Genomic DNA, 18,833 nt, shown 5'->3' on the forward strand with positions numbered 1-18,833 from the left:
TTATGATTATGAAAATGAACCCCGACCCTGCTTCATATGCAAAACTTGTAGTAGAATAGGTTTAACATGTTCAAAAGGAGAAATACAATGCAGACTTCAGACAGAATCATTGAAGCCGCAACACGGCTCATCAAAAAGAAGGGCTATCGGGGAGTAAGCACCAAAGCCATTGCAACAGAAGCTAAAGTTAATGAATCTACCATTTTCCGGCAATTCGGAAGCAAGCAAGGCATACTGGAGGCCATTATTAAAAGACATTCGGATATCCCGCAATTTGAGAAGCTGTTAAAAGAGGACGCGACCGATCATCCAGAAGTCGATCTGCTGAATGTAAGCCAGCAGTACCGTTTGTTTTTCCATAAACATGCGGACATTATTTTGATTGGTATCCGCGACACAGGAATGCTTCCCGAATTGGACAGAGTGCTGGCCGATCCTCCGGTAAAGCTGCACTCCTTGCTGGCTGAGTATTTTGAACGCCTGCAGAAGAAAAAAATTATAGCCAAACAGGATGCGCGTCTTACCGCCATGTCTTTCCTCTCGATGTGCTACGGATTTCAGATGAGCGAACTGATTCACCGGCAATACCAGTCCCAACTCGTCACCGAGGAAGAGTTCTACAAGCACAGTGTCTCATTGTTTGTAAAAGGAATTTTGTTTCAGTCATAAGCTTTGTTGATTTATTTGAATATGCCGAGGACTGCTTGCGCAGCTTTAACTCTAGAACAATGGAGAGAAGATGCTCGAAAGCACGTTATAATGCAACAGGTACATTAATAATTTTGGAGACTCACCTTGGGAAATGTAATCGAGAATACACAAAAGCAGCTCGCTCCTCATCCGAGGACGGACTGCTTGATGGCTTTAACGATTTTGGGCTTTTTGTGGATTATCGTAGAACTGGGTATGATATCATCAATGCTCCTCTTGAAGCTCTCCATACTTGCTAAAGTTGGCAATCCACCCATTCTCGGAGAATAATTCCCCTTGCAACCCATCACTTGATTGTATAATATCTACACCTTGTACTTTAATTTCAATATCATTCTCAAAATCAGCTTGTTCCTGGAGTTTAAATAGAAAATCATGAATCCCCCTGTCCAGGCTTCTAATCAGTGTTGACCTAACCAAATTTATTTGCTCCTCATTCAATTCCTCTAGTCCAGCTTGCAGCTTCTCCAAGCTTGGTGATTTCCAATGTCCTTCAACTAACCGTTCGAAAAAATCAATACTTCGATCCCTCAAATCACTCATGACGACTTGTCCGAATGTATCAAGTGCTTGTTTTTCTTTCATCACTGTTCTCCCCTCTTCTATTCATCTTTGATCGATTCTATCTCTCCTCTAGCAATAACCTTGTTCGTTCTTAGAGAGAATGTGTTTCCCGGTGTTAACAAATGGGTCGGCACTTCTGTTGAGTTATGAAATAAATAATGCAGATCGGCTCTGACTTTCCTGTTCTCATCAGGCTGACGATGTAACTTCACGACTGCACTCCAAAGCCCAAACTGTAAATCCTGATCCACATCAAACACAATAGGTGCAGAGAAATCCTCCTTGATTACAGCCTTCTGCCCACCCTCTGCCTCACTTAAAAAATACAAACTCACTACTGCTGTTTTCTTGATCTTACTATCAATTGAAGCTTTCTTTTCTATTATCATATCGCTCTTTTCTTTCATCGTTTCTGCAATTTGTATTAAAGCGGCTTCGGACATCTGCTCGCCTATAAGTTCATACTGCAGCGCCTTACCGCTGCTTCCTGCTTCAATCCAGATCAAGCGATCTGCTCCATGATTCGAAAAGTAAAATGCTTCCGCCCCCCGCACAAGAAGGTTTTTCACCTGAGACAGCTCATGTTCCGACAGTTGAATCCGACTCTTGGTTGTGCCGAAAATATGGAGTGTGCATGTACCCTCTCCTTTATAGGTTAATCGCACACCCGCAAGTGTGTTATTTGGTTTCAGGTCCCGCACCACCACCTTCTGACCTGTCCTTCTGCTTTCCTCTGCCATGGCTTCAATCTCATCCGTGGTCAGATTATCGAACCCATAATAAACCTGAATGTGATCGGCCTCAGCATGGCTTGGAAACTTAGGCTGCCACCCCGTCATTGATTCCTTCAATTCATTTAAACTGTACTGCCATTCAACAGCCGCATAATTCGTTTGCTGTGTAAACTGGTTTGCCTCGGTATCCGCAATGTAAATGGCCTTCCCGTCACCAGGTCTTAACGTACGTATGATCTGGTCCACAACATGATCACTCTCCAGCGATTGCATCTGAATTTTACCAAGAAAATCACCATTTTGACTTTTAATGTCCATCCGTGGTCACTCCTCTGTTTTAATTCAAACTAAATGATTTATCTCGTTTCAAGCATCATCTTGATTTACTGTATCTCTTTATGTATATCAGGATTGAAGGCACTTATAAAATGTTTCATTAAAGGATACCTGATCCTCCGCATAGTTATGGGTATATTTGTTTAACATTCGCACCGCTACAGCATTCAGTTCAGGTACAATTACACAATGGCATCCGGCAGCCCCGGTAGCGTAATATCCATTCTTTTGATAATACCAGCCAAAAATCCGGTTTCGATCTGCTGTATCCTCTCTTAGCTGCTCTACAAGTTGGAAGACCTCAAGGGGGATGATCCGTTTGTTGTTCATCAAGCCCTGATGTAAATGAAGATTGCCCCAATATGCCAGATCTCTTGCGCTTGCGTACAAGTTCCGCTCATGGCCTTCATCTGATTCAATTCGGATAGAAGCATAGCCGTCTGCAGCTTGAAAATCACAAACCAATCTTGAATGAGGTGCTGAAACCCATTGCGTATTGGATAACTCCAACGGTTTAAACACACTCTCGGTTATAAGCTTTGCAATGGTGCTACCTGTCATTTCTTTTATTAACCTAGAAGCAACTTCTTCTCGTTCCATTCGATCTGCACCAAAATATTTAACACTTGTTTTCGCAGCTAAATCCCTGATCGTTATGCCGTTCAAATCACTTTCCGTCATATCGGTGATAATATCTGCAACCTTCGTATCTATAGACACTTTGCTCTCTATAACGGCAATGGCCATGGCAAGCCCGACATAGGTCTTTCTTAAGGAGTATAGATTAAACATGGAATCCGCGTTAACTTGAAGAGCACCACTTTTAAAATGATGTTTTCCCGAGTACCACTCCGTGGTGATTTGATTGTCTTGAATGACAATAACAGAAGCCGCCGAAGCATCATAGTTCTTCACAGCTTCCTGAGTATGTGAGATGAGCGGCTTGAACGTATTTTTTAATAGTACAGAGTTGTCCATGACTTGATCCTCCTCAGAAACCTATTTCTCATCTTCTTTCAAATCCCGCTATGATCCTTACTTAAAATAGCATACACGACTGCATCAACAAATTTTCCTTTCTCATAAAAGCAATCTCTGAGCGTTCCTTCTTCCGTGAATCCTGTCTTCTCAAGAAGTTTCCTGGATGCAATATGATTGGGATCAACAAAAGCTTCAATGCGGTGTAATCCCAGTTCTTCAAACCCATATTGCACGACCCTTTCGATAACTCCAGTCATTATTCCTTTTCTCCAGTGTTCAGGAGCAAGTTCATAACCGATCTCGGCCTTGAAATGTTCTTTTGACCAATGATGAAAGCCACATGTACCAATTACCTTATCTTCAGCAGGATATGTAATTCCCCATCTCATTCCCTCCAGCTTGATAAATCTATCGTTCCAATGGCGGATCAATTCTTCCGCTTGCTTCAATTCAATAAAACTTTCCAGGTCGTAGAATTCCGTCACTTCATTTTTTGAAAAATAATCAAACAACTCGGCCGCATCCTCAAGTCGTAATTGTCGAAGTGTAACTCTTTCTGCCGCAAGATTTGGAAGCGTGTTCAAAATTCCCCCTCCTTTTAGCTCTTTTTAAATAGCCAGTTCCCTAGTGATCTGTCTCAGGTTTTCTATCTTTCATTTTATCCATATGAATTTCACGCAGTAATAAAAATAATGGCAATCCAAGTGAAACACCCACAGTTAATGTTCCAAGGATCGCTAACCACTTATATTTTATGCCAATTCGCTTTCCTTCATATAGAATAAATCCGATTAAAACAACGGCCGAAACAAGTACATCCAACTAGGCAAAAGCACTAATTCGATTCTGGCTTGCTTCATTCCATAACAACGTTAGGTTAAACCCGTTCTCGCCAATCCAAGGAATAAACTCCATGTAAGGTAATGCTACTCCTAAAATGGATAACACTCCATAAAAATATTTCAAACCTCTCACCTCGAAAATTTTAGTTATAAACCATTTCAATATCTTGAACGATCATTTATCAGGTATTGATTACATTCGTTGTTGTTCTTCCATCCATTCTTCGAGTGTCTCTTTTATAAGAAATCGATCTTTAGAACAAACACTTCTAATCTCATTCCAGTTCCCATCAACAAGCTGCAAACAATATTGACCATTAATATCTGAATCGGGGTACCATCCAAGATCCAATAGCATAACCTCTTCTCCTTCAGGGATGTACCACTTCCCCTTCTTGATTTTTAATTTCGTGATCTGTAATAAGTCTTCTGTGAAGAATCCCCAATTTTCAATAAAGTAGTCACTATCCATACTAAGAACAGGTTCTACATCATAGAACTTGTTATACGTTATAGCGTAGCCTGCTGGAATCTTAAGTGGTATTAGGTTCAATTCTAGTTCCACCTGTACCTTTCCTCCTCCAATCTGGATGTGTGGAAATTTGCTCGGTTACACCTCCTTCAGAAATTATTTCCCTAGTCATGCAGCGCTTATTGGTCTATTCTTTGAAGAGCTTTCAAGTCTCTATCCAAAATCTATTTAATACGTTTCCATCCTCTTCTATAAAATCTTTATCCCTTAATCCACCATTCTTAACGATGGTCTTTTTAGATGCTTCATTAATTTCATCACATACTACAAGCACCTTCGATATTGCAAGCTTTTTACATTCCAGTAATGCCAATTTTAAAAGCTCTGCAGCGTATCCTTTCCGTCTTTCCGACGGCCTGATCCCATAGCCAATATGTCCGCCACTGTGAAATAGTTTATCTGTCAATTCTTGTCTAATATTTACAGCCCCTACAACAATATCATTGGCTACTAGCCAATAAGTTGAATTGGCAACAAAGCCATTGGTATTCTTTCCTTGTTTGTTATGGTTAAGCCAGGTAATCATGTCTTCGAAGTTTTCGGGATCTTTCTGAATCACCCATGGAACCATACCTTCTCCACTTTGTTTCCATTCCTCATAAAAACTCAAATAGGCGTCTTTCAGTTCAATACTCGGATTAGTTAAAACCAACTGATCTTTCAACAGCATTCCCTCCTGGAAATTCATCTGGCAGACCAAGGCTCGTCAGAAGCCGCTTTATACCATCTCTTCTAATTCTTTAGGTAATACAAATATCCCATTTTCATTCGGCTCGAAATCAACAGTCTTTATTACAGAATCCAGATTCAACTCCCCATATATATGGGGATACTCTCTCCCTTCATTGTACAAATCTTCCCATCTGATTTCAGACTTGACTTTTGATTCGTCTATACATAGTATGATTAGTCCTTGCACTCCTCTGAAATTATAATTGGCAACAGATGCAATCTTCTCAATAGGAGAACAATGAATGAATCCTTCCTTCTCTAGCGACCCACTATACATACCATTCACTAATGCTGACTCCCAATCAGTTCTCGGAAGTGCATGTACGATAATCATGATAACTCCTCCCAATAAATAAGGGTATGTACTCACTACAAATGAAACCGTTAATTATCCCTAGTGGACCTTCTTTGTGAAACAATAAGACAATTTATCATAACCTTTGGACTCATAAAAATGATGTGCCTCTGTTCGTTGAAAGCCAGTATTTAATATGAGATAAGAAAGCCCCTTGTCTAAAGCATAATCTTCGGCATGTTTTAGAAGTTTAGATCCTATGCCCTTTTTCTGAAACTTTCCTCGTACAGCAAGACCATTAATTTTCAAGTATCCAACTTCGTATTCCAATGCCATTGTTTGTACCACCGAAATACAACCTGCAACATTATTTTCAAACAAAGCTACGAATATTTTGTAGTTTCCATCCTTCTTCATTCTCGTAATCCGTTCAGAAATATTATCAAGATTAACATTAGGACTTCCCAAATCATTATTCCATATCGTAACTATTTCTGAATAATCACTTTCTCTTACTTCGCGAATTTTAATATCCATTTGTAACCTCCAATTTTCTTTTAATATCAAATAAATTGGACACTGCCCAAGAGTAATGGGGATGGTTTTCCCCCGAGATATTTTCATCTTTTACCTCCACAACATTTCTCAGAGTAACCCGGAGCCTCAATGTGGTGCTACCTAGCTGATTTTCTGGAGGCAGCCAGTGTATTTAAAGCATTCTCGAAATAGCGATACACTTGATCTGCAATTCCCAGAAATTCTTCAACTGGTACGCTGCTACTATCCAAATAACAAGCATACAGATACTCAACTAAAGCGGGGTCAATCTCGCAATAGTTTAATATAGCATTTTTCATCCTAGCCATGTCGTCTTCCCATATCCCCGTATCTTCTATAATCAATGAGTATAGTGCACGAAGTAATCTCTTCGAGTAACCTTTAGTATATCTAGTTTTCATCGCGTCATCACTAGCATTAGAAAGTGAACGACGTACACGCTCTACTTCCTCCTTGGTATCTGTATTTAAATCTAGAATGAATTCTGGAGAAATGATGATCGGGGGTACCTTTTCACCAATGTCCTCCCCATGTATGCAAACACAGATGATCTTAACCCAAAAACCCCAATCATTCGGTCTACTTAATACATCGTCAATCGAGCAAATGATCGTATCCATCTTTGTGAGGAATGGATATTCTTCCAAAAGCTTATCTTTCATATTTGATAATCTTTCGTAATCTATATCTTCAGGATTTGCACATACAATCGTAAAGTCTGCATCTGACTTATAAGGTTGAGCCGTTCCTTTTGGAATCGAGCCACACATATAAATGCTATGTATCTTATCTTTAAATTCGTTAAGGATATGATCCACATACTTATCAACCAAATCCTTATATTCACTTTGTATCGTAATTTGATTTATAACTTTTTCTAATATCATATAGACTCCTCCTAAACTAAAAACTAAGAGCTTCTTTCGGCTAACGTTTCTGTGTTCGAGACGTCCCATCGACTAAAAGCTGCGGATGCAGCCGGTCGCGAGGCGCTTAGTCGGTGCCTATGTGTCTGCTGAATCTGCCTCCGAAATGTCCCCAGCGGACCGAGGGAGCTTAACTGTAATCCTCAATCAATATTAACTTTTCGTCCTTCATCTGATAGATCGATTTCCCCTGAAGTTTTACGGATTCTCCTGCCTTCATTCCATTAGGTAAATCAACGGACAATATTCCTTCATAATCAATTTCAACTTCTGCTTTATCATCTGTAAAGGCAAAGCTCTTAACCACTTGACATCTTTGCGAAAAGATTTGGGCTGACTGTTCTGCCAAAGCACGGAATTCTTCAATTCCCTGAGTTTGTGAATTTACATCACCGTTTGTAATGTTCTTAAAATGCACCCTTTCATGTAAAACATCTATCATTCCATCGATATTAAACGTATTGTACGCCTTTAAATATTGTTCAATAAGATCTTTTAATTTAGAATTCTCCATTTTCAACTCACGCTCCTTCGTTTTGAATTATTGGTTTGCCTTGATTTCAGATAACGTTTGGCATTCACGAACCCCATCGGCTTAGATAGCTCCTGGCGACCGAGGAGTGCAGCGATGTATCGTGAATGTATTATTATAGGATATCAGTGTCTTCTTTGAGTTACTACTACATAATTTAGAAATCACAACAATAAAATATCGATGATTTGATGAAATTTCATTCTATTCTCATCTAATTCAGATATCCCATATCCTTTCATAAACTCGTCTATTTCTTCTTCCTTATCCGTATAAAATGTAAGACTTTTTACAATATAATAAATATCGTAGTATGGATCTGATATCCCAGATGCTCCTACATCAATAAATGCTGCAATATTCCCCTTATGTATCATAACGTTTCCCGAACCATAATCACCATGCGTAAAAACCAGTTCTTCTGTCGACGCTTTATACATTTCCAAGAAATCCATCAATTGCTCAATGGTATGATTGGGAAATGACTTGTTAATAGCATCCATAACCTCATGTTTTCTATCAATAATATTCTTCCTTACCATATCAATAAGCTTATCCGGCAAATTATCGTTGAAATGACAATTATGAATGGGGATATTGTGTATTGTTCTTAATCCCTCTCCCAGAATATAACCTAGACTTTTTTGACCCTCTTCCTGCTTGTATTCTTCGGCGGCACAGCCTTCTATGTAGGTCATAACTAAATGTTCCTTACCGTTCTCCTTTAGATAACCAATAACTTTAGGAACTGGAACTATATTATTGAGCCATTTTAATCTTTCTGCTTCGTCCATCAAACTTCCCGAATCTTTAACATTTTTTTCTTTCAATACATACTTTACAGAATTACTAAACTCCACAATGTACATCGATTGATAATGCCTTCCTTTTTCAATGGCTGTGATACTAATTAATTCTGATAGATCTAATAATTTACTTGGTATTGATAATATTTTATTCATGTTTTTGTACTCCTCAATTTTGTATCTTGCGCTGATTTCAAATAGTATTACTGTATTCACGAACCTGTGATTCTTAAGTGGAGTGTAGCGCAACAGGTCGTTAGACTTAGGCTCGCAGGGTTGTCAGCAGGAGCTACTTCTCTGCCAATAACCTCCGCGACCAAGCGTCGGATGCCCCAATGTGCCATTGCATTGTTTTCCAATGGAATTGCCACCTTGAATTTATTTTCATTATATATACTTTTATTTTCATTCATTTATATATTCCAAAACTTTTGGAAAGTAATCTGCGATTGGTTTCGATGAATCCACCACTATATACTTCTCTTCTTCTGGTTTCTTACTGTTTTTTATAGTCTTATAAAATCCTTCTTCTGATGATGGTGCCTCGATTTGACTCAGAAGTCTTTCTCGATTTTTTAATCGATTTCGTATTATTTCAATGTCTTCTATATAACATTCCACATATTTATATCTTTTTTTGTGTTTTCTCGCTAACTCAAGTCCGGTCTCTAATAAATTACTATACAAACAAGGACTATCCATAATGACACTATGTCCATTCGATAAATAAAAATCCACCAACGACCAATCTACATCATAAGAAAGTTGTCCTATCTCTTTACCTTCCATCGTGTTCCCTTGTGATGATAACGATTTCAAAATTGCTGTTTTGGTAATGTCATGATCGACAATGACAGCTCCGGTTGCTTGACTAATCTGTCTTGCTAGTGTTGACTTTCCTGATCCTGGGAATCCCGACATCTGTAAAAAGAACATACTTACACCTCTATCTTCAAATGTAGTATTGTAAGTCTTTCAGATAACGTTCCAGCATTCACGAACCCCAAAGGCTCAAGGCGACGAAGTCGCCGGGTAGCTCTGCCACTTAGCCTAGCAGGGTTATCCGTCAGAAACCTCTCCCTTGAAGATGCACCTCGCGAACCGAGGAGCCGTAAAGCTACGACGCGTGAATGGAGGGTCATTTAATGTCATTGCCATGAGAATACCTACAAATCTGTTTTTCCAGGTCTCCATCCAACTTCTTGTGACCACCTACTTGCCCTATTTAAAATCTCCCATACTATAGGCCCTTTTCCTTCTACATATTTGGGTCGATCGTTCTTATACAAATTCATTAGTCTATGTTTTTCATTTACATATTTAGTACAATCATTTGAATTTCTACGCAAGTAATCTCTAAAAAGTAGCGTAGTTTGTTCTCCAAAACTTCCAGCTTGCCTAACATGTATATGAGTTCTTCTAGTTCCAGGAATCTCTCTAAAATATTTCTTAGTTTTATCATCATTATTCGTCCTTAGTTCAAAACCGAGACCTTCAATATGAGGCTTAAAGCTTAATTCATCATCAAAATCTAAGACTGATATCTGAATATCTATAATGGGTTTTGCATCAATTCCTTCGATTGATGTTGAGCCAATATGATCAATTCGAAGAGCAGTGTTTCCTAATGAATTTCTTAAATTCGATCCTAGTTCAATAAATAATGTGCGCCAATTAGGATTATAACTTGCTATTCTCCATTGATCTTCCATAACTCGCTCCTTTGAGATTTCTCTTTTTTTGCAATGGTTTCTGATAACGTACTTGTGTTCATGAAGTCGATTTCCATTAGGTAGCTCCTATCTTAGGAGAATCGATGTGTCCGACTGCCTCCACTCCCTCGAATTGCCCCTGTCGGACTGAGAGCTGAACGACCCAAAGCGTGAACACTTTGTTATACAGAATTTTTGCTTCTCGAATAAACATTCAAATCATGATTATTATTTCAAATTAACACCACAATTTTTTAATTGATTTATTATGTTTTCATATGAGTAGTCATCCCAAATAATAAGATAGTATTTTCTCCTTTTTAATTTCTGTAATGCACCGAGTCTATGATTACCATCATTTAATTTAAAATTACCATTTCTGTTTTCCGCAATGAATGGAGGCATATCCCACCCAGCTTCTAATCTATTGCAAATTTGATCAATGTTATAGTTCCACCAGTTAATATCCTCCACATATTCTAAATGTTCTTCCGGTCCAACAACTCTTTCATATATTTCATATCAATTTCAATAGGTCCTAACCAATAGCGTTTTTTCTTTTTTAATTCCTCTGACATGACTATGTTGTTGCCTTCTCCATTCAAAAAAAGATGAACCCACGTTTCTATATCATTGGCCCGAGCATACTCATTAGCAGCGCTTAATGTAAATAAACTCATATGTTCACTCCTTATGTATATTATTAAATTTAACGAATTTCGTATAACGTGTTGTGTTCACGACGTTCATTCCCCTTAGATAGCTCTTATCTTAGGGAATGGATGTGTCCGGCTGCTTAGCTACATCGAATTTCTTCTGCCGGACCGAGGGAAGAATGTCCCGAAGCGTGAATATTGTGTTAGGCGATTCCCTTGCCATCCTGTATTACTACATGGGTTCTATTCTAATATTTCATACTTCGCTACTTGTTCTTCTCTAAATACAGTCTTTGTATTACTAACAGCGTCTTTAAGTCTCTCGACTGTAAAACTTGAAATTGGCCTTGGCAATTCATCCATTCCAAAAAAACCATAAGAATCAATCTCTTGATTATCTACTTCCAACTCACCTTCGTAAGCATGTGATCGGAATGTATAAATGTATCTATTCTTGTGGGGTTGAAAATATATTCCTGAGACCTCAATGTCTTTTGCTGTTATATTTATCTCTTCCTTAAGTTCTCTCTCTGCTGCATCCCATGCTGATTCACCATCTTCGACCATCCCGCCGGGTAAAGACCATTGCTTCTTTCCATACGTATGATGAACTAATAAAACTCTTTCTTGACCATCTATTATAATGATTCCTGAAGCATCTTGACCTTTCATCATTGGCACTCCTTTTTTACAAGTATTTGCAAGGGTTTCGTCTAACATCTAATTTATGTATCTCGTATATACAACATATCCCGGAGATATGTGAATTACGTATATGATACCCTATAGTGTGATATTTGCGAAGAAAAAATTGGTGAAAAAGGGAGGATTACTCGGTACTCAGTCCCACAGCGAACCGTACTCACCTCAGTACTTGTACAGCCAAGCTTGTTTCTTCATAAACTTCTCTTCTCCGTCCATCTACTATGGATTCGTAGAGTTCCAATCTTCCACCTGGCAGTTCCAGTGAATCCTTATTCAAGAAGCGACCCAGCCCTAGATAGCTTCTATCTTAGGCTGGGTCGCTTCTTGAACTTGAACTATGTTTACCGGTTAGCGTAATCTACTTAGGTGGCAAGGTTATCTTATCGTCTGGTAAGCAAGACCTATGGCTCCAGAATCAAAGGTCTTGTTTTCAATCAGTTTAAGATTGATCTTCTCCTGGATACCTTGGAATAACGGCAATCCCTTACCGATCAGAACGGGAGAAACCGTAATTTTATACTCATCAATTAAATCAAGCTGCATAAGGTGGTGTGCGAACCTCGGACTACCGAGGATGACCATGTCCTTGCCCGGCTGCTGTTTGAGGTTCTTGATCTCTTCCTCGACATCTTCTTTCACCAGTCTTGAATTGTTCCATTCGACTTTCTCCAGCGTCGTGGAAAAAACGATTTTGGCTGTCTTTTCGATCCACTCCGCATGATCCCGTTCATGTTGCGAAGCAGATGGATCGGCAGGCACAGATGGCCAGTAACTGTGCATCATCTGATAAGTACCCCGTCCCCAAAGGACAGTGTCGGCCGTACTCAGAATTTCTTTCGCGTGCTTTTCCAAATCAGCATCATATGAAACCCAACCAATGTCCATTTCACCATTCGGCCCTTCTACAAAACCGTCAAGCGAAGCATGCAGAAATAAAACGAGTTTTCTCATTTTCAGTTCTCCTTTGTTCATGAGGGATTTCAACATTATACATTAACTACATTTTAATAAAATTCAACTTGGGAGTGTTTCTTATGCATGGCTGATACCCAATGGAATATCGATGCGGTTAGGTGGAAGGATGTGCTAACTTCTGCCGTACCGAGAGGGATTGTCCCCCGGAAGCGTGAAATATGGTGTTAGGCAAAGTCATTGTCTTCCATGATTACTCTTGCATAGCTATTCCAATCTTTATTATCTGTATTAATTTCTATAGTATTCACTTTTGATATTTTGGCTTGATGTCGTAAAATGTTTTGGGTATTTAATAATTCATTCATTGATGATTGTAATTCTTCTTCAGTTTTATTAATCCAGTCATCTGGTTGTCGGCTTTTAATTCTATCTTCAGCTATCTCTGGCGAAATCGTAAGCAATATACATCTTGCACCTAAAGATATTAGCTGTTCTTCAATTTCAGTTATTTCATTATTCGAATAAGGAAATGCTGCTCTGTGATTCAAGTGAAATCTTTCAAGGACATAAAACAACCCTCTGGATCTCCTTGAAGCTGGCCCCAACTTAATGGCCCAATCGTTAAGTTTCTTCAGCATGTCTACTCGATCTCTAAGTATTTTAATATGCTCTTCTTGAGTCAGGCTGACGTACTTCCCATGATCATTGTTTAAAATTTGAGAGTAGTGTTCTCCTAGGATAACTACACTACGCTCTGAAGACTCATCGTGAGATTGATATTGTTTGATTGCTCTTAATAACGAAGTTTTCCCCGAATTAGAATATCCTTCAAGTATGACTCCTCTAATATGCATATAATTCTCCTTTCATTTATTAATGATTTTGCCTAACGTTCCTGTATTAATGACGTCTCACCGACTTAAGGCTGGGCCAGCAGCCGGTTACTTTTGCGCAGTTAGTCGGTGTGTCCTGTTATCCTAACGCCATCCCCATAGTGGGACTGTTTATATAACTTATATAGAGTACACTTCGTATTCTTTTTCCATTTTGTAACCTAACTTTTCTGCAAGAGCAACTGACTCTATATTGGCTGCGTCCCAGTTTGGGTAGATATTTCGGCTCAGGCACTCAAGAATCAACCTTGATGCGCAAGCTAGTGCCAAACCTTGGCGCCTGTACAAGGGATGTGTCCCAATTGTAACTTCAATACATCCTTCATGATAAGTATAAGAAGAAGCTCCGGTAATAATCTGATTATCCTTGATGATAACAAATCCAATTCCATGCTGCATAAATTCTTCTAAGGAAGAGAAGAAACAACAACAATCTGCCATAAAGGGATCTTGCAGTACCAATGGGTAAATATGTTCATCTATGGGTACGATTTTGAAAGCAGTATCTATCAATTTTATGTTCTCTTCTAACTGTTCTACTTGGAAAGTCGGTTCTTTCTTAAAGGAATACCGATTAAACTTTTGAAATGAATCTGAGTAATGTTGAGATAAAAGGGATATCCAAGAAAACTCATTCGTAATTATGATTTTCCTCCTGCATTCTTCAAGAACAAACCGCAATGAAACATCTACTTCTTTCAAAGCTTCGACACTTCCAAGTAAGAATGCGAAATCTCCTGCAGTAATTACGGAGTACGTGGGCTTCTTCTTACTGTCAATCCATGTCCTTCCTATCTTTCCTTCTATATTTGCAAAAAGAACTGTATTACTTATACCGCTGCATAAAAAGCGAACAATCTCGAGCTCATTCTTCGCTAATTCTAACACCAATAATTCCCCCCACATCTAAGCAAGTTGCACTTATAAATTACTGATAATCTACACTTTACCATACAGATAGCTCGGTGAAGTTCAAAAATGTATTAAGCTGGTTAACTTAAAATACATCTGAGCTTTGATGAAAGGTTTTATTCTTTGCGGCTATTTTATAACGTTGTTGTACTCACAACGTCCCACCGATTTAAGGCTGCGAATGCAGCCAAGCGCGATGAGGTTAACAATTTTCCGGAATCTCAAAAGTTTGTGATATCACTTTTTGCAGTCCTAAGCCATCAATCTCAATAGTCTCTTGTTCTTCGAAGTAATCAATATTATGCTCTTCATAATATTTCTTCCAAAATCTCACTGCTGGTTTATTTTCCACGAGTTGACCGATACTAATTTTTCCTTTTAATTGCTTAAATACTTTCTCTATTCCTATCGAAGCAATTCGATTACCACGATATTTCCTTAATAAAAATAATTCCTGTATTGTAAAATCAATTCCTTCTGGAACAAACGGAGCCGCACAAACTAATATGAAGCCAATTGGTTTACCTAGATGCATAACAAAAAATGGATGCAACTCCTCTCTCTCCAGGTACAAGTATGTATTTGTTGGATCAAATTTCCCATCATCTTTGGGATCTTCACAGGTATATTCTGATAAGTCATACAAATATAAATTATACAAATTCAAAAAAGTATCCGCTTGATCTTTTGTTATTTTTGTAATCTCAATATCCATTTGATATGACACCTCTTTTTTTACATTCAGTGTATCACTTTAAATAACGTTCCTGCATTAACGAACCCAAAAGACTTAAGTAAAACGAATGGGAAAAGGATCGCAGACTTAGCCTTGCAGGGTTGGCACGTGAATCCACTTCTCTGCAACTTCTTAATCCGTGATCGAGGAGCTTGCGACGATACTGTGTTATACGTAGGGCCTTGAGTTACTTCTATTATTAACTTAAATTAGTCTAAAAAGTAGACTGACCCCGTTGATTGCAATGAAAATGTATATATAAAACTTCACTTTTCTTAATGTCTGAACACTTTCTACTTTGATTTTTCTATTAAGAACATACAATGCTATTATTGATGCTATTAAACCTATGATGCTAAACACCGTTGATACAATACCCCACATAATAGTATTCTCCTCATAGATAATGTGAAAATTGTTATGAAAATGACTTTTCGCACTATTTCTTTCTATGAAATTCGTCCTTTCGTATAACGTTCCTGTATTCACGACCTAGCGTATGCTGGTGGCCGGCGTATGCCGGTAGCTTGAATATTATGTTAGATGATGATAAGTCTTCATTGAGGGGCTTTCAAATTTCAATAAACATTTTCTTAATTGACATAAAGTTATTTAATCCCAGTCCATATATGATCGTATTTCTAATTTTTCTTCCTCACAGTCAGGGCATTTCAAAGAATTTTCTTCTATTTCATCCAGCAATGGTTTTTGAGGCATTTGTACATGACAACGCGGACAGTCATAACTATTTATATAAGAGTAATCTTTTGATATTATATGTAGAAATGTACGATTCAGTAAATAATCACATTGTTCGCAAACGTAAAGTCCGTCATAATATTCAAAATGTACATCTTCTTCATTCATATATTTTATAATGTGTTGTCGCCCTTCTGCTTGTTCATACCACTCCAAAATAGTTTTCAAATTTATATAATTGCCCCAATTACATCTAAGGTTTTGTATTCACGACGTCCTAGCACCCTAAACCCTAAACTGCTCGTCGAACGACTAGTTCGATCGACTGGCCGTGACCGCGGTTGGGTGGTAGGATGTGTCGCCTGAATCCACTTCCCTGACTTATCTCCTGGCGACCGAGGCGGCTTGTCCACCAATGCGTTAACACATTGTTATACAATGCGTACACCTCCCTCGTTTACGCTAACTTAGAAAATCGATCTTTTATTAAATCATTAATTAGTTTGTGTTTGACTTTACTTGTATATAGTATTGTAAGATTCTGACCATCATTAAAATGAATAAAGTAATTTTCATTGTCACTTCTGATAGCTAGTTCCCCAATCTTCCTCAGCAAATTAAAGTCAATCCAATCATCTTCAAAATGTATTTCCCATTCATATTTCTGACCATCTAAAATAAACGATACTTTAGCATCTTCATTATCAAAATCTACATGGCTTTTTACCTGTTGCATTTGCAATTTACCACGAGTTAAACTTACGAGTTCATTAATGATTGTCGAATAAATCTCTTCGTTCTCAACGCATTCGGTATCAAAGCTCCAAACATCCTTCGACAATCTAACTTCATTGTCATTTTCATCAATAAGATCTGAACCAATCATCAAAAGTAAGAGAGAATAGGGATCGTCTTCGTAAGTTTCTCGATCAAAATGATGCAACAACTCTTTAACAACACCATCATCATCAGTTGTGAAAGATATACCAATATCTTTGAGTACCTCTATTTGGTTTTCTAGTGAGATCTTTGTTTCTTTCGATTTCTTACGAAAAAAGTTAAACATCCTTGATTCCCCCTTAATACTAGCTAGCGTCCCTTTCATATAACATTTGGCATTTATGAACCCGAGAGGCTTAAGGCAGTGCAGCTGCCGGATCGAAGACTTAACCTCACAGGGTTATTCGCCTGAGTTACTTCCAGGCACTTTCAACTTCGGGCGAATCAAGGAACGTTAAATCTTTGAATTCGCAGTATTTGACTTATATGTCTCGCTTCATGTATATAAAGTAGTTCAATCCATTGTTTTAAGGATAATTCTTTAAAAAAAGGATGTTTTGCAGCCTTCCCATTAAATATAGTAAGGTCTTCTTCTCCTTCAATTAATTTCAACAAATTTCTTCTTGTTTCGGTTAAATTCTTATTCATGATCTCGTTTGTTAATACTTCATCCTTCTGAGGTTTAGCAAAATCAGGTGATTCAAACTTTCTTTTTTCATTAGCTAGTAAATCAATTTGTCTTGAAGGAGCGTTAAGATCATCCGCAGCCAACCCTTGTTTTATAGCCTTTATAAATAATAATTCAGTCATAACTAAATGCTGACAAACTTGACCTATACTCCATGCTCCTTCTCTCTCCAGATGATTAAATAAATGAACCGGTACTTGTTCAATGATCTGAGTCAACTCATTTCGAGTGAATATGTTGTAATAAGATATCCCCGCCTTCGAAGCGTAACGTTCATTAGTCCTCTATGTTTTTGATTTTCTTTCTTCCTCCATTTGTAACTAACCACTCGCCGGTTTCCCAGTCTGTAAGATATCTATCTTTAGACTCGTAATACAAATCAAATCGAAAAGCAATGTCATTGTCCCAAGGAGATTGGATGAATATTGAACGAAAACTATTCTCCAACCCTGGAATTGCAAATCCTATTGGATCAGGGAAGGCTCTTTCCATTTCCTCTTTAGAGATATTTGTTTCCAATGCCAATTGTATAATTGGTTTATCAGTATACGAATCATAAACAAATTCAAACTTTGGCGTCCTCTTTACAATGAACTCTGTTATATCTGTCAGATATTCAGACTGGTCTGCAGGAATAATGAAAGGCCAATCTTCACCTGGGTAGTTATAGAGATTACAAACCTTTGATATCTTTTCAATCAATTCATCCCATCTTGATTTATTCAATTTTGAAACAGGAAGGTTAATTCCTGTATGATCTATTCCGACCAATTTACCTTTCAACTGGTTATAAAGATTTGAAATCGAATTAGTATGTGTAACTGAGTACTCAAATAAATTAAACTCTTCTACCATCTTATCTGATAATTCGATGTTCTTTGAGTTATTATCACAGATTGATAGACCAGCAACATTCATATCAATCTTCTCATGAGTATTAAAAATAATCATTGGCAACCCCATACTCCCTGCCCGAAATTCAGTTGAAGGTAACGCATTATCCGAAAACGTTGGGCGAATCTCATCATTATTGTAAGAGGGTATCTCCTCTAGAAGTTTACCGAAGAAATAACTCCACTCCCTTTCTATTTCACTTGATTCTGGGAACACAAACGTAATCTTTTGAAGACGATCCATTGTTCATTCTCCTTAATGTTTTATTTGTTTGCGGGAATTTCTGATAACGTGTTGTGTTCACGACGCCCAGCGCATGCTGGGTGTGTCCGGCTGCTCCCTCCTCCCCGAAATCCTTCTGGCTGACCGAGGGCGTATGCCCGATGCGTGGATATAATGTTAGATGATGTTGCTGACTTCTTCGAATCACTCTGGATATTTCATTGAGGCTTCTATTAGTTCATCTTCCTCATCGAAAACTCTTAGTACTCTTTCAATATCACTAACTTCGTAGCTTCTAACTACAATAAGCTGTTGCATATGAAGACCTGGTGGATCTATGTTTGGCCTAGACAAATTATTTAGCAATCGTTCTGGTGTATATCACGCGTGTTGAATATCTAATTTATGTAAATTTATTTTGCTGAAACACCGAACTTAAAAAATGTTCATGTTGCATCACCAGTCGCCATTC

25 protein-coding genes and 1 pseudogene are annotated in these 18,833 nt (G+C 38.1%); 1 reads left to right on the forward strand and 25 read right to left on the reverse strand.

Going from position 1 to position 18,833, the window contains the following annotated elements; translation table 11 throughout:
* The first annotated feature begins 87 nt into the window (after positions 1 to 87).
* Complete coding sequence (locus HNR77_RS28605; RefSeq protein ID WP_184191305.1) at positions 88 to 669, forward strand: TetR/AcrR family transcriptional regulator; 582 nt, start codon at positions 88 to 90, stop codon at positions 667 to 669.
* A gap of 246 nt (positions 670 to 915) precedes the next feature.
* Here HNR77_RS28605 and HNR77_RS28610 read toward each other — a convergent pair whose 3' ends face one another.
* The 25 genes and pseudogenes from HNR77_RS28610 to HNR77_RS28735 all read right to left on the reverse strand — a co-directional run bounded on the left by HNR77_RS28610 (position 916) and on the right by HNR77_RS28735 (position 18,382).
* A complete protein-coding gene (locus HNR77_RS28610) occupies positions 916 to 1,296 on the reverse strand; it encodes a hypothetical protein (protein WP_184191307.1) in 381 nt (126 codons plus the stop codon).
* Between the two features lie 17 nt (positions 1,297 to 1,313).
* A complete protein-coding gene (locus HNR77_RS28615) occupies positions 1,314 to 2,327 on the reverse strand; it encodes a hypothetical protein (protein ID WP_184191309.1) in 1,014 nt (337 codons plus the stop codon).
* 87 nt (positions 2,328 to 2,414) lie between these two features.
* Entirely contained in the window at positions 2,415 to 3,323 is a 909-nt protein-coding gene (locus tag HNR77_RS28620) for a serine hydrolase domain-containing protein (protein ID WP_184191311.1), read from the reverse strand.
* 38 nt (positions 3,324 to 3,361) lie between these two features.
* A complete protein-coding gene (locus HNR77_RS28625) occupies positions 3,362 to 3,910 on the reverse strand; it encodes a GNAT family N-acetyltransferase (RefSeq protein WP_184191313.1) in 549 nt (182 codons plus the stop codon).
* A 40-nt stretch (positions 3,911 to 3,950) separates the two neighbouring features.
* Positions 3,951 to 4,301, reverse strand: a pseudogene (locus HNR77_RS28630) (DUF2834 domain-containing protein).
* Between the two features lie 60 nt (positions 4,302 to 4,361).
* On the reverse strand, positions 4,362 to 4,733 hold the full coding sequence (locus HNR77_RS28635; RefSeq protein WP_311768688.1) for a hypothetical protein: 372 nt from the start codon (positions 4,731 to 4,733) through the stop codon (positions 4,362 to 4,364).
* Positions 4,734 to 4,845: 112 nt separating this feature from the next.
* Positions 4,846 to 5,364: a GNAT family N-acetyltransferase gene (locus HNR77_RS28640; RefSeq protein ID WP_397367744.1), complete on the reverse strand. Its 519-nt coding sequence runs from the start codon at positions 5,362 to 5,364 to the stop codon at positions 4,846 to 4,848.
* 54 nt (positions 5,365 to 5,418) lie between these two features.
* A complete protein-coding gene (locus HNR77_RS28645; RefSeq protein ID WP_184191316.1) occupies positions 5,419 to 5,766 on the reverse strand; it encodes a DUF952 domain-containing protein in 348 nt (115 codons plus the stop codon).
* Between the two features lie 60 nt (positions 5,767 to 5,826).
* Positions 5,827 to 6,351: a GNAT family N-acetyltransferase gene (locus tag HNR77_RS28650; RefSeq protein WP_260410981.1), complete on the reverse strand. Its 525-nt coding sequence runs from the start codon at positions 6,349 to 6,351 to the stop codon at positions 5,827 to 5,829.
* A 50-nt stretch (positions 6,352 to 6,401) separates the two neighbouring features.
* On the reverse strand, positions 6,402 to 7,172 hold the full coding sequence (locus HNR77_RS28655) for a nucleotidyltransferase domain-containing protein (protein WP_184191318.1): 771 nt from the start codon (positions 7,170 to 7,172) through the stop codon (positions 6,402 to 6,404).
* Between the two features lie 169 nt (positions 7,173 to 7,341).
* Entirely contained in the window at positions 7,342 to 7,725 is a 384-nt protein-coding gene (locus HNR77_RS28660; RefSeq protein ID WP_184191320.1) for a nuclear transport factor 2 family protein, read from the reverse strand.
* Between the two features lie 182 nt (positions 7,726 to 7,907).
* Positions 7,908 to 8,705 (reverse strand): phosphotransferase, encoded by a 798-nt coding sequence (locus HNR77_RS28665; RefSeq protein WP_184191322.1) that lies wholly within the window; start codon positions 8,703 to 8,705, stop codon positions 7,908 to 7,910.
* Positions 8,706 to 8,954: 249 nt separating this feature from the next.
* The gene (locus tag HNR77_RS28670; RefSeq protein ID WP_184191324.1) at positions 8,955 to 9,485 is read right to left on the reverse strand and encodes a P-loop nucleotide/nucleoside kinase family protein; all 531 of its coding nucleotides are present in this window, start codon (positions 9,483 to 9,485) and stop codon (positions 8,955 to 8,957) included.
* Positions 9,486 to 9,715: 230 nt separating this feature from the next.
* Positions 9,716 to 10,261, reverse strand: a complete 546-nt coding sequence (locus HNR77_RS28675) for a GrpB family protein (RefSeq protein ID WP_184191326.1) — start codon at positions 10,259 to 10,261, stop codon at positions 9,716 to 9,718.
* Between the two features lie 228 nt (positions 10,262 to 10,489).
* On the reverse strand, positions 10,490 to 10,735 hold the full coding sequence (locus HNR77_RS28680) for a ParB N-terminal domain-containing protein (protein WP_184191328.1): 246 nt from the start codon (positions 10,733 to 10,735) through the stop codon (positions 10,490 to 10,492).
* A 5-nt stretch (positions 10,736 to 10,740) separates the two neighbouring features.
* The gene (locus tag HNR77_RS28685) at positions 10,741 to 10,941 is read right to left on the reverse strand and encodes a hypothetical protein (protein ID WP_184191330.1); all 201 of its coding nucleotides are present in this window, start codon (positions 10,939 to 10,941) and stop codon (positions 10,741 to 10,743) included.
* Between the two features lie 219 nt (positions 10,942 to 11,160).
* The gene (locus tag HNR77_RS28690; RefSeq protein WP_184191331.1) at positions 11,161 to 11,589 is read right to left on the reverse strand and encodes an NUDIX domain-containing protein; all 429 of its coding nucleotides are present in this window, start codon (positions 11,587 to 11,589) and stop codon (positions 11,161 to 11,163) included.
* Positions 11,590 to 11,997: 408 nt separating this feature from the next.
* Complete coding sequence (locus tag HNR77_RS28700; RefSeq protein WP_184191333.1) at positions 11,998 to 12,573, reverse strand: dihydrofolate reductase family protein; 576 nt, start codon at positions 12,571 to 12,573, stop codon at positions 11,998 to 12,000.
* A gap of 188 nt (positions 12,574 to 12,761) precedes the next feature.
* Positions 12,762 to 13,391, reverse strand: coding sequence for a hypothetical protein (locus HNR77_RS28705; RefSeq protein ID WP_184191335.1), 630 nt, complete (start codon positions 13,389 to 13,391; stop codon positions 12,762 to 12,764).
* Positions 13,392 to 13,550: 159 nt separating this feature from the next.
* Complete coding sequence (locus tag HNR77_RS28710) at positions 13,551 to 14,318, reverse strand: GNAT family N-acetyltransferase (protein ID WP_184191337.1); 768 nt, start codon at positions 14,316 to 14,318, stop codon at positions 13,551 to 13,553.
* Positions 14,319 to 14,544: 226 nt separating this feature from the next.
* Entirely contained in the window at positions 14,545 to 15,057 is a 513-nt protein-coding gene (locus HNR77_RS28715) for a GNAT family N-acetyltransferase (protein WP_184191339.1), read from the reverse strand.
* A gap of 633 nt (positions 15,058 to 15,690) precedes the next feature.
* Complete coding sequence (locus HNR77_RS28720) at positions 15,691 to 16,005, reverse strand: hypothetical protein (RefSeq protein WP_184191341.1); 315 nt, start codon at positions 16,003 to 16,005, stop codon at positions 15,691 to 15,693.
* A gap of 229 nt (positions 16,006 to 16,234) precedes the next feature.
* Positions 16,235 to 16,843 carry a hypothetical protein gene (locus HNR77_RS28725; protein ID WP_184191343.1) on the reverse strand — a complete coding sequence of 203 codons (609 nt, stop codon included), beginning with the start codon at positions 16,841 to 16,843 and terminating at the stop codon, positions 16,235 to 16,237.
* Between the two features lie 158 nt (positions 16,844 to 17,001).
* A complete protein-coding gene (locus HNR77_RS28730; protein ID WP_311768689.1) occupies positions 17,002 to 17,496 on the reverse strand; it encodes a DinB family protein in 495 nt (164 codons plus the stop codon).
* Positions 17,497 to 17,521: 25 nt separating this feature from the next.
* Positions 17,522 to 18,382: a hypothetical protein gene (locus HNR77_RS28735; RefSeq protein ID WP_184191346.1), complete on the reverse strand. Its 861-nt coding sequence runs from the start codon at positions 18,380 to 18,382 to the stop codon at positions 17,522 to 17,524.
* Positions 18,383 to 18,833 lie beyond the last annotated feature (451 nt).

Origin of the sequence: Paenibacillus sp. JGP012 (assembly GCF_014203995.1) — a bacterium.
GTDB classification, from domain to species: domain Bacteria; phylum Bacillota; class Bacilli; order Paenibacillales; family Paenibacillaceae; genus Paenibacillus; species Paenibacillus silvae.

What these genes read in the sequence shown, in the direction of transcription:
- HNR77_RS28650 (WP_260410981.1), bottom strand. Translation starts at nt 6,351, where the DNA reads ATGAAAATATCTCGGGGGAAAACCATCCCCATTACTCTTGGGCAGTGT.
- HNR77_RS28725 (WP_184191343.1), bottom strand. Translation starts at nt 16,843, where the DNA reads ATGTTTAACTTTTTTCGTAAGAAATCGAAAGAAACAAAGATCTCACTA.
- HNR77_RS28645 (WP_184191316.1), bottom strand. Translation starts at nt 5,766, where the DNA reads ATGATTATCGTACATGCACTTCCGAGAACTGATTGGGAGTCAGCATTA.
- HNR77_RS28685 (WP_184191330.1), bottom strand. Translation starts at nt 10,941, where the DNA reads ATGAGTTTATTTACATTAAGCGCTGCTAATGAGTATGCTCGGGCCAAT.
- HNR77_RS28660 (WP_184191320.1), bottom strand. Translation starts at nt 7,725, where the DNA reads ATGGAGAATTCTAAATTAAAAGATCTTATTGAACAATATTTAAAGGCG.
- HNR77_RS28620 (WP_184191311.1), bottom strand. Translation starts at nt 3,323, where the DNA reads ATGGACAACTCTGTACTATTAAAAAATACGTTCAAGCCGCTCATCTCA.
- HNR77_RS28700 (WP_184191333.1), bottom strand. Translation starts at nt 12,573, where the DNA reads ATGAGAAAACTCGTTTTATTTCTGCATGCTTCGCTTGACGGTTTTGTA.
- HNR77_RS28670 (WP_184191324.1), bottom strand. Translation starts at nt 9,485, where the DNA reads ATGTTCTTTTTACAGATGTCGGGATTCCCAGGATCAGGAAAGTCAACA.
- HNR77_RS28655 (WP_184191318.1), bottom strand. Translation starts at nt 7,172, where the DNA reads ATGATATTAGAAAAAGTTATAAATCAAATTACGATACAAAGTGAATAT.
- HNR77_RS28615 (WP_184191309.1), bottom strand. Translation starts at nt 2,327, where the DNA reads ATGGACATTAAAAGTCAAAATGGTGATTTTCTTGGTAAAATTCAGATG.
- HNR77_RS28715 (WP_184191339.1), bottom strand. Translation starts at nt 15,057, where the DNA reads ATGGATATTGAGATTACAAAAATAACAAAAGATCAAGCGGATACTTTT.
- HNR77_RS28610 (WP_184191307.1), bottom strand. Translation starts at nt 1,296, where the DNA reads ATGAAAGAAAAACAAGCACTTGATACATTCGGACAAGTCGTCATGAGT.
- HNR77_RS28675 (WP_184191326.1), bottom strand. Translation starts at nt 10,261, where the DNA reads ATGGAAGATCAATGGAGAATAGCAAGTTATAATCCTAATTGGCGCACA.
- HNR77_RS28705 (WP_184191335.1), bottom strand. Translation starts at nt 13,391, where the DNA reads ATGCATATTAGAGGAGTCATACTTGAAGGATATTCTAATTCGGGGAAA.
- HNR77_RS28665 (WP_184191322.1), bottom strand. Translation starts at nt 8,705, where the DNA reads ATGAATAAAATATTATCAATACCAAGTAAATTATTAGATCTATCAGAA.
- HNR77_RS28605 (WP_184191305.1), top strand. Translation starts at nt 88, where the DNA reads ATGCAGACTTCAGACAGAATCATTGAAGCCGCAACACGGCTCATCAAA.
- HNR77_RS28735 (WP_184191346.1), bottom strand. Translation starts at nt 18,382, where the DNA reads ATGGATCGTCTTCAAAAGATTACGTTTGTGTTCCCAGAATCAAGTGAA.
- HNR77_RS28690 (WP_184191331.1), bottom strand. Translation starts at nt 11,589, where the DNA reads ATGAAAGGTCAAGATGCTTCAGGAATCATTATAATAGATGGTCAAGAA.